Origin of the sequence: Microcoleus asticus IPMA8 (assembly GCF_013179805.1) — a bacterium.
Taxonomy (GTDB): Bacteria; Cyanobacteriota; Cyanobacteriia; order Cyanobacteriales; family Microcoleaceae; genus Microcoleus; species Microcoleus asticus.
Window position 1 is genome coordinate 21,438 of record NZ_SRRZ01000077.1, and the last position, 13,578, is coordinate 35,015.

Here is a 13,578-nt window from a genome sequence, read left to right on the forward strand (position 1 = left end):
GCTGACGCACCGATTCTTACCCGGTGCGTCAGTTCGGAAATTATGGGTTTTTCGCGCAAATAATGGTAGCTGACGCACCTTACTTAGCTATAGTTATCTCATCTTCAAAATCTTCTGGGCTGCACTTTCAGATACCGGCATCACCGATAACCGAGTGCCTTTCCTGACCACCCAAATCTCATCAGCACTAAACTTTTGTTTCAGTATATCCAAAGATATTAATTTAGCAAACTCCTCAACAAACTCAACTCTCACAGTTTGCCAGCGAGGTGCATCAAGCTGCGATTTACGATCGTAATATTCGCTATTCATATCGAACTGAGTCGGGTCAGCAATCCCAGTCTCAACGACGCGCACCAACCCGACAATTCCCGGTATTTTAGTATTAGAATGGTAAAAAAATACTAAATCTCCCAGACTCATTTCTCGCAGAAAATTGCGCGCTTGATAGTTGCGAACGCCGTCCCAAGTACAAGTGCGATCGCCCTTCAAGTCCGCAATACTGTAAACATCCGGTTCCGACTTCATCAGCCAGTAATTCATAAAATATCTTTCCGCTTCTGCAACCACAGAGTCAACATCAAATAAACGCAAATATGCACGCACAAAATACCCCAGTTCAAACCCAAATTTTCCCAGGTTGGATCGTAAACCGGAGTAGGCTCAAACGGCTGAGGAAGTATGCTGCCGTCCGGTAATGTAGTAGGTGCGGGAACCATCCCATTCACATTAACTAAAGAGCCGTAAGCACCCACAGACCAGCGGCTTAACATCAGCCAAGAAAACTTGCTCGCCACACCTTCCATCTTAAACAAAACTCCAGAAAAAATAATCTGAGGCAGCAATAATAGAGGCAATGCGCTGTTAGCTTGAGAGCTATTTTTAACAATCGCAGAAACGACTAATCCGAGACTTATGCAGCTCATTAAAGTTAGGAATGTGGTAATACTTGCTCCCACAGCCCAGGAAATAAAACTCGGTTCGGGAGATTTAAAAGCACTTAGAATAACTCCTACCATTAACAGCGTTTGCAATACTGCCAAACCGGAAAGTATGAAAATTTTTGAACCCAAATAAGCAAACAATCCTAAATTTACCAAACGTTCGCGCAAATAAATAGCAGATTCTTTTACAATTTCTTGGAGAGAAGTTGCCAGTCCTACCCAAATCGCCGCGCAGGTAAATACAAACAAAACTCTGAGCGCCAAAGGTGCTAAAGTTGCCTCCGGCGCTCCAATTAACGGGTCTTTGTCTCTGACGGCCAACCGCAGCAAACTAATGCCGATCGGCGCTGTTAAAAGAGCTAAACTCAAGTTAACTAAGTCGCGGGAAATAAGCTGAAAATAGCGCTGGGCGAGCAGAACGAGTTGTTTGACAAAAGATACAGATTTTGGCACAGAAGGTGCAGAGGGTGTTTTTCCACCGGGGTTGCCGATGCTGAAGTGGTTGACAATATAGCGCTGATAGTAGGGAGATTGTTTAAACTTTTCCGCCCAGATTAAAACGTTGTTTTCTCCTGTTTCTAATTCGTTGTAAATGTCCGCAAAATCGCCAGTTTTGACATCGAAAAAATCGAGTGCTTCCCTAGGCGGGCCGAAGTAACAAAGGCGTCCGCCGCGACCCATAAAAACGATACGATCGCACATCGTGATATTTGCCGTCGCGTGAGTCACCAGAATCACCGTCCGGCCTTGATTTGCCAACTTTCGCAGCAGTTGCATCATCTTCTTATCCAAACCCGGATCTAGTCCTGAAGTCGGTTCGTCTAAAAAGAAAAGTTTCGGGTCTGCTAACAGTTCAACTCCGATGCTGACCCGCTTCCGCTGTCCGCCGCTAAGCTGTTTTACTAAAGCCTTGCGGCGGTGAGTCATTTCAATATCTTCTAAAGTTTTTGCGACTACCTGATTGACATCTGTATCGGGAGGTAATCGCAATTTAGCTGCATAACTCAAGACTTCTTCTACTGTTAAATCTGCGTGAACAATATCATCTTGAGGCACGTAACCAATTTGATTGCGGTAAATATTGAAATTTTGGCGCAGGTTGTCGCCGTTGAGAAACACAGCGCCGTTAGTGGTTTTTTCTATGCCTAAAAGCATCCGCATTAAAGTAGATTTTCCCGCACCGCTACCGCCGACTAAAGCCACAAACTGCCCCGGTTCGATCGCCAAAGTGATGTTATCCAAACGCTTTGGAATCACCAGACTGTCAGCATCCAAACGAATTTGATTGCCGGAGTCTTGCATCTCCAACTCACCGCTGCGGTAAGTTAGAGTAAACGGGCCGATCCGAATTGCATCTCCATCGGACAATTGTACGGAATTTGTGACTCGCTGACCGTTCACAAAAACCCCGTTAACGCTGTGGTCTCGCAAAATATAATTGCCGCGACTGTCTTGGTCAATTGTGGCGTGGCGTCTAGAAACAAGCGGCGCATCTAATTGCAGCGAAGCGTTTGGATCGCGACCCAACAAAACCGACCGATTCTTAAGAAGAATTGACTGCTTGTTAGGGACAGAAACCTGATTCGCCAGCGGATTAAAATAACTCAGCAAAACTTGATTTTGAGGATCTAGACCGATTTTAATTTCTGTACCGTCTTTCAGACAATAACCGTCATTGGGAGTGATGCGAGTGCGATCGACAAATAAGCCATTAGTGCTCGGTCGCTGCCCGTCACCGTCGTAAATCCAGTAATTATCCCCAATTTGGCGCAAAACAGCGTGAACGCCGGAAACTGCCCGCCAAGCATCGGGAATGACTAAATCAGCACGAGTGCGATCGCGCCCCAATACGTGCTGCTGCTGTTTTAACTCTAACTGTAAAACCTCCCCTTGATTGCTTAATACTAAATACGGTCGATCGCTTAAAGCAGTCAGTTGTCCTATATTGCCTGTCATACTTCAATCGCGGTTTTTGCACTCACTTTTGTCAGCATATCAAAAGTAGGACAACAATACACTTATATTAAGCAAGTCTACTTAGCAACAACCGACAAACTGCGAAGTCGATTAATTGCCGCCGCCAATTCAAACCGTCGAAACATGGCAAAATCCCCTTCAGGAAAAGGCGATAAAATATCCATCCCCTGCGCGTCAATATCTGCCATCACCAAATCTATGATTTCCGACAAAGTGCGTTTCCCGTCCGTGTATTGCTGCTTAGCATAAACCATTGCCGCAGCGATCGCCCTTAACTGTCCGCTGTCCACAATTTGCTCAACAGCACCCAAATCAATCTCCTCTGTTCCGAAAGCCAATTCATCAACATCCCGCACCTTCACCCGCACATCTCGCCGTCCCCGACTCGGATCTAAACTAGCAGGAATCGGCACTCTTTGAGTAATCTCACCAAAATTTTCTCCCCCTTCAGCAGCACGGCTAATCGAGTAATTCTTAGCAATCTCTTTAGCTTTTTCAGTCACGTTATCTGCTTGAAAATTCTCCATTGCAATCACAGTATCCGCCACATCAAAATAATCGCCGCTTCCCCCCATTACTAAAATAGTCGATACGCCATAATCCGCATACAATTGTCTCACTTTATCAATAAACGGCGTAATCGGTTCCTTATCCTTAGCGATGAGTTCTTGCATTCGGCGATCGCGAATCATGAAATTCGTCGCCGCCGTATCCTCATCCACCAATAAAACAGGCACTAAATCCCCTTCAAAAATAGCGACTAATTCCGTCTCTAAAACAAAAGACTGAGCTTCTTCCTTCTTCCCTCTTCCTTCTTCCTTCTTCCCTCTTCCTTCTTCCTTCTTCCTTTTCCCCACTTCCAAAGCCTCAATAATATTAGCAGCTTGCGACGTGCTACCGCTCGCATTTTCAGTATAAAATTGTGCAGTATCTCTACCTTGCGGCAAGTGGTTAATAAAAGGCGAAATATCAACTCCCGCCACACTTCTCCCATCTTCCGCCCTAATTTTAACCGCCGCCGGATTAGTCACCACAAATTCCCTACCATCTCCCGGAATTCGGTTGTAAACTCCCAACTCAATCGCCCTGAGTAAAGTTGATTTGCCGTGATAGCCGCCGCCAACAATCAAAGTAATGCCAGCGGGAATACCCATACCGGAAATCAAACCGCGATTCGGACAATTAAACTCAACTTTTAACGACGGCGGCGACTGAAAAGCCACAGCATTATTTAACAAAGGGCGATCGTCAACACCCGTGCGGCGGGGCAAAATAGAACCGTCAGCCACAAACGCAACTAATCCTTTTTCAGCTAACTGTTTCCGCAGCCAGTCAGCATCTTCTACAGTTTCCACATGACGGCGACATTCAGCAGCATTTAAGTTAGCATACTTCAGAGATTTGCTGACAATTTCCGGGATATCTTCGCACAGCATTTCAGCAGCTTGTCGCCCTAAGATACTGCGCCCTCCCGCTGGAAGTCCGACGGTAAATCGCAGTTCTACCCCCCCTAAATCTTCGATATCGGATGTATTTGAGCAAATGATCAATGCGGAAGTTCGTTCTAAAACTTCTTGTCCGAAGCGAGTCACTGCAATCATACCACTTTTCCCTGTGCCGCGTTTGCTGCTGATGCTGTAGGCTGCTTTGTCAAACTGGCGAGTTAGGTAATCTCTGAGGGCTATTTCTCGACTGCGAGAGTGGAAAAGTTGACAAGGAATTTGAGCAATATTGGGGGGAACTCTGACTCTAAATTTACTGGGAGAAGCAAACGGATCTCCCTGCACGTAATCAATAATTAATGTGAATTCAGAAAAGTCGTAGTTACCTTGAATGTCTTTGTAGGTTTTGTAACCTCGATTATCTAGTTGCAATAAATGCCGTTGCAGACTTTCTTTGTTAATCATTTGTTATTGGTTATTTGTTATTAATTAATTTGTTATTAGTTATTTTAGCTGCTTCCTAGGCTCTGCCTGGGAACCGATGTCCAGAGGCTCTGCCTCGCTTGCTTTGAGTGGGAAAATCGGAGGCAGAGCCTCCGGAGCAGCGTTACCAGGTAGAGCTTGGTAAGAAGTAGATTACCAATTACCGAATTTCCAGTAATTTAGCAGTAGCATTAACAACAATTTGAGCAGAACCGGCGAAAAAAGGTCGATCGATAGTTGCTAATGTATCGCTAGATTGGTGATAGTGGGGCGATCGCAAATTTGCAGTATCCGTCACCAACACAGCACCAATTCCTTTATACCAGAAAGGCGCGTGGTCGCTCCGCAAAACATCGGGAGTCAGCAACCCTTTCAGGGGAACCGGCAGCGCCACCACCGGCGGCAAATCGGCTTTTCCAGACTCCGCAAAACTTTTCAACAGCAGCGGATGTTCCGCATCCCCAATCACAGCGATAAACTCGCCTTTGTCGGGAGATTTTACCCCCGATGCTTCTAGAAAAGGTTGCGCTGTCAATCCTTCGGGATATTGCTGGCATCCGGGCGTGTGGCACGCATAACCTACCATATCGAGGACGATCGCTCCCTGCAAATTTTTTAACCGCGCCTCGCTACCGGTGAATGCTAAACTGCCTAAAAGTCCGATTTCTTCCCTGTCGAAAAATGCTACTTGCAATGTCCGAGGTGTGGGGCGAGAACCCAGCAATCTTGCTACTTCTAAAACTACTGCAACTCCCGTCGCATTGTCGTCAGCGCCTGGGGAGTTTGGCACAGTATCGTAGTGTGCTGCGACTAAAATTGTACCTGCGTTTGAGTCAGTTCCTTTTCTCTCGGCGAAGACGTTGATTCCTCGATCGAACCGCTGCAAATCTGGAGCAAATCCTAATGTTTGCAGTTGTTTGGAAATGTAGTCTCTAGTAAAAGAGCGAGATCGTTCTCCCTCGCGTTCTCCTACTAAAGTTTCGACGTGTTTCCACAACCGTGACGGCTCAATTTGGGGCAAATAAAAAGCATCTTTCTCAGCAGGAAGTGGTAAGGGAGAAGGGTTTTGGGAAGTGTGGATATTGCGATCTATCGAAACTTCGGGTACAGCCGACAACCGTTGCCACGAGTAAGAACCCCAACCCGCAACCGTCACCGCAACCAGAATAAATAGCGCTATCCAAATCAATTGTTTCATCAGTAAGTCTATTTGAGATTTTAGACAAAGCTTACGCACTCCTCACTCTCATAAACCGCGTTTTTTAGAGGGAGCCAGGGCTGCAACGAAGTTTTTTCGTACAACCCAGTTGATGCGTCCAGGACTGTTAGATTTTATATTTTATATTGACACCCTAGTTAAAAATAAACCTGTTTCAAAAAATGAGACTCAAGTTTTTTAACATTAGCTACAGCTAAGGCAGAACCAGGTTGTATACTTTTTGAGTGCAAGACAATAACCTAGGTAAAAACCTGTGAATTTCGCCGTCGAATATCTTGCTTATTGGAGCCTTCGACGGCGACATCCAACCCTACTAATTTTCCTTTAAAACTCACAGTTTAACACTAATTTTTTTTCCATTCAATCTCCTTATTTTCCAATATCAACCCGCTGCTGCTGGGGAAAGCATAAGGAATAGTTTTTGCAGAAAATTCAACTATTTGAGTGGGTTGTTGAAACCACTCGGAATAACTGGGATTGAGTTGATCGTACAGTGCTTTTAAACCTTGGATCTCTGCCTCTAGCTGCGCTGCTGCTTGATTGATTCTGCGAGCTTGTGCTTGCAATCGTTTTTCTCCAGTTTGAACGTCGTTTTCTACTTCTTGCCAGTGCTGTCCAGCCAGCAAGTTTTCTAATTCACCTTGTTTGTAATTGAGTACAGCCTGTTTTTGTTGCAATTGCTTTTCAATAATTTTAGTCTCTCGGTCAATCTCCTGGATTTGCTGCAACCACTGCTCCCCAAAAGCAGCATTTTGCTGGTGGAACTCGGCAATGGCCTCAGGAGTATTATTCTTGGGAAAACTGACTGCCACTCGGCACTCAGAGCGCTGTACGCTAAGTTGGTCCCGCGACTCTTGCAGGGCGGCAACTTCTGCTTGCAGCGCGCGGACTTCTTTTTGGAGTTCTGGGATCGTCTGACTCATTGGTTCAATTAGTGGGTGTCTGCATCGATTTTAAGCTAATTGTTTATTTTTATAACCAATCCCAGCCGCTTCCTTGGAGGAATTATCTAATTTTAGCGCGCTTAGGGCCGGTGTCTAAGCATAATGGCTGAGAATTTGTGGCACAATGGCTGATGACACATTTTAACTTAAGATTAAAATGATAATTATTTACGAACACCAATATTTGGTTGTAAAATCAAATTCAGCCCATAACGTTGGATATGTTTTGTTGTTTCCCTCAAGTTAAGAGCGAGTGTTTTCAGATTTTTTTCAGCGCAAAAGCATCTATTTAACATTAGGAACAGGAGCAAATGAAAATTAGATATCGATTAATTTTGGCATCTTTAACTGCTGCTATTTTTTGTGTGGAATGTTGCATTAATGCCAAAATATTGCTGGCAAGTGTAGGGGATAGAGACGGCCGCGCTCTAGGAGAAAGTTTGGTTGCGCCTGAGAAATTTAGCTATTTGCGATCGGCATCTCGCCCTCCTGCTTCTGTAAGCGCCGACTTATTTTTAGGTAAATTATCCCACATGGAACCAGTAAATTTACCCAGCAACAATTTTATACAATCTGAGGAAATTCCTGAAAAAGAGCGTAGTTTTAAGTTAAAAATAATCGCTTATCTGGCTTTTATTTCTGTAGTAATCTCCTTATTAATCAGGACGAATAGAGTAAATATCTTATCCAAAGCGAGCGGGTTAATCAAAACGAAGTCTGAAACAGGGAAGGACAAGTTACCAGAAGGAAAAAAAGTGTTGCCTTCAAAAAAAGAACAGGATATCTGGGATACTATTACCACAATGACCCAAGATTTGCAGCAAACTGCCGAATATGCCCTCGATATTTGCGAGGAAATGAACGTCTCGATAATTGCGACCACCCCGGGCGGTCATATTCTGTCGTTAAACCAAGCTACCTGTAAACTTTTGGGATACTCTAAAAAAGAGTTGTTAGGCAAACCAATAGCCGGACTTTTTAATAAGACTGAATCACCTACGCCCGAGTTAGAATCAACAAATTTAACAACCGCAATTTCTGTCTGCAACATCGAAAAAGTCTACCTTTCTAAACATGGAAAAAAAGTAATTGTACTGCTTTCAATTTCAACTATTCGTAACGGCAAAGGCGAGGTCAGCGGCAAGTTGTATATAGCACAAGATCTCACCGACAGCAAGCGGGCTGAAAGAAATTTGCGGCGCAGTGAAAAAAAGTTTCGGCAACTGATAGAAACTGTTAATGCAGCAGCATTGATCTATCACGGCAGACAGTTGCGCTATGTCAATTCTCAGACAGAAGCTCTGACTGGATATACTCGCAAAGAATTGCTAGGGTTGGATTTATACGACTTAATTCATCTAGATTTTATAGAAATAGTTAAAAACTGGGGTAAATGCAGCCAGCCACCAGCAAGCGCCGGCTCAAAATATGAAATAAAAATTCTCACGAAAACCGGAGAAGCCCGCTGGATTGAAGCAACTGTAGATATTATCAAATTTGAGAGAAAAACGTCAATATTAATTACAGCGTTTGACATCAGCGATCGCAAATTAGCAAAGTTAGAACTAGAAACATCTATTTCCTTGCTTCAGGCAACCATTGAATCAACAGCAGACGGCATTCTGGCGGTTGACGGCCAAGGAAAAGTTGTCAGCTTTAACCGTAAGTTTGCCCAAATGTGGCGGTTGCCAGATTTCCTGCTCGATTTGAGAGATAACAACCAAATTTTGGGTTTCGGAATCAACCAGTTAAAATACCCGGAAATCTTTCTCAACCGCGCTAAAGAATTGTCCGATCGCCCGGCAGCAGAAAGTTTCGATATCATCGAATTTAAAGATGGCAGAATCTTGGAACGCTACTCGCTGCCACAGCGCACGGGAGGCAAAATTACTGGTCGAGTATTCAGCTTTCGGGATGTAACGGAACGCGTGCAATCCGAAGACAAGCTGCGCAAAAGCGAAGAACGCTTTCACCTGCTGACGCGGGCGACCAATGATGCAGTATGGGATTTTGATTTATTAAAAAATGAGTATTGGTTGAGTAAAGAGTTTGAAAACGTTTTTGGATATAAACTCAACGAAACTCAGACGATAGAATTAGAATCCTGGTGGCTAAATATTCATTCTGAAGAACGAGACAAAGTGATGTTAAGCTTCAATGAAGCAATGAACTCAGACGCTCAATGTTGGTCAGAGGAATACAGCTTCCACCGTGCAGGCGGGGGATATGTTTTTGTGCTCGATCGCGGGTATATCATCCGCAATGAAAGTGGGAAAGCAGTAAGGGCGATCGGCACGATGATGGACATCACTCAGCGCAAGCAAGCTGAAGAAATTATCCGCTATCAAGCTGTTTACGACCAACTCACCGGTTTACCGAACCGGATACTTTTTAACGAACGGCTGCTGGCGTCATTAAAAAAAGCTAAAACAACAAAAAAAATGCTAGCTGTGATGTTTTTAGACTTGGACAGATTCAAAAAGATTAATGATACACTAGGTCACGCGGCGGGCGATCGCCTGTTAGAAGGTTTTGCCGGACGCATCAGCGACACTTTGCGATCGACTGACACGGTTGCCCGCTGGGGAGGCGACGAATTTACCGTACTGCTTCCCGACATCAATTGCTTAGAAGATGCAGTTAAAACAGCTCAAAGAATACTCAACAATTTAAAGCCAGCATTTAAACTAGAAGCACAGGCGTTTCATGTCAGCAGCAGCATCGGCATAGCCCTTTATCCCGATGATGGTGAAGATGCCGAAACTTTAGTCAAAAATGCCGATGCCGCCTTGTACCGCGCTAAAGAAAAGGGAAGAAATAACTATCAGTTATATACTTCAACAATTAATCCCCAAGGCAGCCAGTTGCTAACTATAGAACACAGGCTGCACGAGGCTCTAGAAAAGGGAGAATTTGAGGTTTTCTACCAGCCAAAAGTCAACATCACTACTTGGAAAATTCAGGGTATGGAAGCCCTGCTGCGCTGGCAACATCCAGAATTAGGTTTAGTTACTCCCGCTACATTTATTCCGATCGCCGAAGAGAACGGACTAATTGTATCCATTGGCGAATGGGTGCTGCAAACTGCCTGCACTCAAAATAAAGCTTGGCAGGATGCTTTGCAGCCAGATTTGCGGGTAGCAGTCAACGTTTCGGCTCGGCAGTTCCAGCAATTTAATTTATTAAAAATGGTAGCGAACTGCTTGGAAAAAACAGGTTTAGCACCCAAGTATTTAGAGTTAGAAATTACCGAAACTACAGCAATGCAAGATGTGGATTATACCACAACTGTTCTGAGGGAGTTGCAGAATATGGGAGTGCAGATTGCGCTGGACGATTTCGGCACGGGTTATTGTTCTCTAAATTATCTCAAAAAGTTTCCCTTGAATATCTTAAAAATAGACAGGTCGTTTGTCAGCGAACTGACGACAGATCCGTGCGAACGGGCGATCGCCAATGCTGTAGCGACCCTGGGGCGAGATTTGAACTTGAGTGTGGTAGCCGAAGGAGTAGAAACTAAAGAGCAGTTGGAGTGTTTGCGATCGCTCCACTGTCAAGAAATTCAGGGTTATTATTTCAGCCCTCCACTATCAGCTAATGATGCTAGCAAGCTATTGGTAAATTCTCAGTTGCGACAAGTAAAAACTGCATGATACTTATCGGTGAGGGCGATCGGGCTTTAAGATTATTGAATGTTTAATTTTATGTATGAAAGTATATTAAGTGCGCGAGTAAAGGAGAGTGTCACGATCCAAATCAACCAGCGAAAACTAACTTTCGAGGAATACCTCAGCTATGAAGACAATACCGACAACAGCTACGAATTGACTGATGGAGAGTTAATCGCGCGGCCGCCAGAATCAGAACCCAATACCGCCATTGCCAACTATTTATTTTTGGTGCTAGTTAATGTTGGCACCCCCTGGCGGCTCATCAAAACGCATAACTGCGAAATCCAGGTTCCTATGTTGCGATCTGGCGATGCAGCTAACCGCTATCTCGACTTGGTAATTCTCACCGCAGAGCACATCCCCCTGACGGCAGCAAACAGCCTGACTTTCACCCTCAATATACCTGCCCCTCAGTTGGTAGTTAAGGTCGTCAGTCCCGGCAGAGTCGGAAACGGGACTACAATCCTCTTCGAGGGCTTCGCCAACGCAAACGAGCTCAGTCCTCCGCCTGTGGCATCCCGGAGTATTGGATTGTTGACCCCTTTCTCTCACAAGCGTTAAATACGTAAAAATCCCAGCAAACAAATTAACGCCAAGCTTGATAAATTATCCTAAGAAAGCCGATTTGACTGAGTTTCATCAGCAAGCAATTGGGATGCTGATTCCCGTCTTGCCATCAGCCACCGTCTGCGTTTCCAATTCACTAAACCAGTGATTAATAAAACGGTGGGTATAAAACCGATGAATACATAGAGAATGCGAGTATAAATTCCGCCGAAAAGACCGAAATGAAGAGTACCGATCGCAATCATAAACTTGAACAGAGGTGGCGGTTCTACAACCCGATTGACATTCAACACTTTCCCACTGTATCGGTTCAGTTCTACGTTACTCAAAGCAAATCGAATTGACTCGTGAGGAAGTTGCTTGCTAACCGTAATTTTTTCAGGTTGATGTTCGTCAAAAACTACATAAGTCGTTTTTCCATCCGGCATAGCTGCATCAGCTTTGCGTAAAAGTTCGCTTAAAGCTACGGGTTGTTTGGCAGGAGGTAATACTTTTGCAACTTGCGGAGGTTGATTGAATGCAAATAGCAGGACGAAGCCTGAAAGCATGGCACCTGTCGCAGCCATAATCAGTAAAAATGTACTTGATAAAATGCCTCCGACTTGATGGATGTCGTAACTTAATAACGGTAGTGGCGCCGTTGTGCGAACTGTAAAGCCGCTTTTCAATTTTCGCCAACCAGTCCACAACATTGTCCCTGTAATTACGATTAGTAAAAATAGCAAACCCGTCACGCCGACAATTACCGATCCAACTTGACCAATGGCTAATTTGTAGTGAAAGTTGTAGAGAAATCCCATTAGCGATCTCTCCCATTTTCTCGCCCCTAAAACCTTAGCTGTGTAGGGATTGACAAATGTATCTAGGTTTTCCCCGTCTTTGGCTTTTATTGTTACCTGATAGCTGCCATCCGGCGTTTGAGGAAAGCGAATCGACTCTAGAGGAAAGTCAGGATAAGCAGCTTGAACTGGCGCAACTATTTTATCAAGGGATACTAGCTTTGCTTGGGGAACAACTCGCATTAAAGATGGGTTAATTCTGCGATCGAGTTCTTGGTGAAAGACAATGGCGCTACCTGTCAAACTAATGATACTTAGTAATAGCCCGATTGCGATCCCAATCGCACCATGTATTGTTACTATTTGTTGGCGAACTTTCATAATTTTCACTCCTTATTTAGATAAAAAACGTATTTAGCGGTATGTTAATGACACTAGCTTTGAGCTTTTGAACGGCGATAATTAGCCATCAAAACTATACGGAAACCGTTCGCTGAACTGTAAATTGATAGGTCAAATTCAACCCCCTGGCTTTGTTGCTCACCCGTAGCGATCGAAAACCCAAGGGGATTGCTTGGAGCGCTCGTCGCTACATTCTGTTTGGTGATGTTGAAGTATACCAGAGTAGCTGATAGTCTACCTCCAAGCAATTCGGTTTTCGCGCCTACTTCCAATCCTTCCCCTTTTTCGGGTTTCAGCAGAGTACCGGTATTGCCATCTGCTGCATTGTTAGGCTTGAATGAGCGCGAGTAACTGGCGTAAAGAGAAAGCTCTGGGATGAGTTGATAGACAACGCCAAATCGAGGTGTCACGGCACTCGGATTTTGCGAAAGGTCATTCGATTTTAGATTTTGGATTTTGGATTTTAGATTGACCCCACGGATAAATTCGGGGGCTTGAGGATTTTAGATTTTAGATTTTGGATTGATTCCACGGATAAATCACGTGGCGGGTACCATCAAGAAATTCTTGGTCAGGGAGGTTAGAGTCGAAACCGTACTGTCTAAAGATTGCTAATTGATGGAATAGATCGTAGCCCAAACCTGCCAGTAGCTTGAGATTGTTGGTAATTGCAATTCGATCTGGAAGATAAATGCCCAGTTGATTGGTATAGTAGCTTGTGTCATTAAATCATCGCGATTTTGTCTATACCCAGTTGTGGGGGCATTTCACAAATCATCTCAAGCGGCTCCAGTGACAGGATTTGTAGGCTGTTTTGTTTGGCTTCGAGCCACAGTTCCCGGGACTCTGCCTCTGTTAAGCTAATGGTCATAGCAGGTATTGGGTTCAGTTCTGAGTTAACCATTCTAAGAGCGTTGGCGGAGGCCAAATGCGTCCGCCCTCGCGCCGTGCTTAAAATGCCTTTGTTAGCGTTACTTCGCACTGCTCAGCTTTCAGGCCGTGCAAAATATTAGAGAGAAAAACCACGTCACTCACTCTCCTTTGCCACATTTTGTTTTGCCACCACCACAATAAGTCCCCCACCAAGGATTGAATTTAGCCGGATCTTCTGGATCTTTGGTCATATTCACAAGCGTTGCAAAGCTAGATG

General features: G+C 44.5%; 10 protein-coding genes. 2 read left to right on the top strand and 8 right to left on the bottom strand.

The genetic code is table 11. The annotated features are described in order from the left end of the window. Window positions 1-93: 93 nt before the first annotated feature. The 5 genes from E5S67_RS19900 to E5S67_RS19920 form a co-directional block, all read right to left on the bottom strand. Window positions 94-543, bottom strand: coding sequence for an EVE domain-containing protein (locus E5S67_RS19900; RefSeq protein WP_172190141.1), 450 nt, complete (start codon window positions 541-543; stop codon window positions 94-96). Continuing rightward, window positions 540-2,900, bottom strand: a complete 2,361-nt coding sequence (locus E5S67_RS19905; protein ID WP_172190142.1) for an FHA domain-containing protein — start codon at window positions 2,898-2,900, stop codon at window positions 540-542. Before E5S67_RS19905 ends, E5S67_RS19900 begins: the two co-directional genes overlap by 4 nt. A gap of 77 nt (window positions 2,901-2,977) precedes the next feature. Beyond that, entirely contained in the window at window positions 2,978-4,828 is a 1,851-nt protein-coding gene (locus tag E5S67_RS19910) for an ABC-ATPase domain-containing protein (RefSeq protein ID WP_172190143.1), read from the bottom strand. Between the two features lie 178 nt (window positions 4,829-5,006). Continuing rightward, window positions 5,007-6,044 carry a M20/M25/M40 family metallo-hydrolase gene (locus tag E5S67_RS19915; RefSeq protein WP_172190144.1) on the bottom strand — a complete coding sequence of 346 codons (1,038 nt, stop codon included), beginning with the start codon at window positions 6,042-6,044 and terminating at the stop codon, window positions 5,007-5,009. A gap of 365 nt (window positions 6,045-6,409) precedes the next feature. Beyond that, complete coding sequence (locus E5S67_RS19920) at window positions 6,410-6,988, bottom strand: hypothetical protein (RefSeq protein WP_172190145.1); 579 nt, start codon at window positions 6,986-6,988, stop codon at window positions 6,410-6,412. 332 nt (window positions 6,989-7,320) lie between these two features. On the opposite strand from E5S67_RS19920, the gene E5S67_RS19925 reads away from it, so the two are divergent. Then, window positions 7,321-10,662, top strand: coding sequence for a bifunctional diguanylate cyclase/phosphodiesterase (locus E5S67_RS19925; RefSeq protein ID WP_172190146.1), 3,342 nt, complete (start codon window positions 7,321-7,323; stop codon window positions 10,660-10,662). 51 nt (window positions 10,663-10,713) lie between these two features. Next, entirely contained in the window at window positions 10,714-11,241 is a 528-nt protein-coding gene (locus E5S67_RS19930) for a Uma2 family endonuclease (RefSeq protein ID WP_246276883.1), read from the top strand. 50 nt (window positions 11,242-11,291) lie between these two features. Here E5S67_RS19930 and E5S67_RS19935 read toward each other — a convergent pair whose 3' ends face one another. The 3 genes from E5S67_RS19935 to E5S67_RS32590 all read right to left on the bottom strand — a co-directional run bounded on the left by E5S67_RS19935 (window position 11,292) and on the right by E5S67_RS32590 (window position 13,299). Continuing rightward, entirely contained in the window at window positions 11,292-12,407 is a 1,116-nt protein-coding gene (locus tag E5S67_RS19935; protein WP_172190147.1) for a PepSY-associated TM helix domain-containing protein, read from the bottom strand. Window positions 12,408-12,460: 53 nt separating this feature from the next. After that, a complete protein-coding gene (locus tag E5S67_RS19940) occupies window positions 12,461-12,910 on the bottom strand; it encodes a TonB-dependent receptor domain-containing protein (RefSeq protein ID WP_172190149.1) in 450 nt (149 codons plus the stop codon). A 242-nt stretch (window positions 12,911-13,152) separates the two neighbouring features. Further along, window positions 13,153-13,299: a hypothetical protein gene (locus tag E5S67_RS32590; protein ID WP_216670600.1), complete on the bottom strand. Its 147-nt coding sequence runs from the start codon at window positions 13,297-13,299 to the stop codon at window positions 13,153-13,155. Window positions 13,300-13,578 lie beyond the last annotated feature (279 nt).

Coding starts and splice junctions, on each gene's coding strand:
- E5S67_RS19900 (WP_172190141.1), bottom strand. CDS start 543: ATGAATTACTGGCTGATGAAGTCGGAACCGGATGTTTACAGTATTGCG.
- E5S67_RS19905 (WP_172190142.1), bottom strand. CDS start 2,900: ATGACAGGCAATATAGGACAACTGACTGCTTTAAGCGATCGACCGTAT.
- E5S67_RS19910 (WP_172190143.1), bottom strand. CDS start 4,828: ATGATTAACAAAGAAAGTCTGCAACGGCATTTATTGCAACTAGATAAT.
- E5S67_RS19915 (WP_172190144.1), bottom strand. CDS start 6,044: ATGAAACAATTGATTTGGATAGCGCTATTTATTCTGGTTGCGGTGACG.
- E5S67_RS19920 (WP_172190145.1), bottom strand. CDS start 6,988: ATGAGTCAGACGATCCCAGAACTCCAAAAAGAAGTCCGCGCGCTGCAA.
- E5S67_RS19925 (WP_172190146.1), top strand. CDS start 7,321: ATGAAAATTAGATATCGATTAATTTTGGCATCTTTAACTGCTGCTATT.
- E5S67_RS19930 (WP_246276883.1), top strand. CDS start 10,714: ATGTATGAAAGTATATTAAGTGCGCGAGTAAAGGAGAGTGTCACGATC.
- E5S67_RS19935 (WP_172190147.1), bottom strand. CDS start 12,407: ATGAAAGTTCGCCAACAAATAGTAACAATACATGGTGCGATTGGGATC.
- E5S67_RS32590 (WP_216670600.1), bottom strand. CDS start 13,299: ATGACCATTAGCTTAACAGAGGCAGAGTCCCGGGAACTGTGGCTCGAA.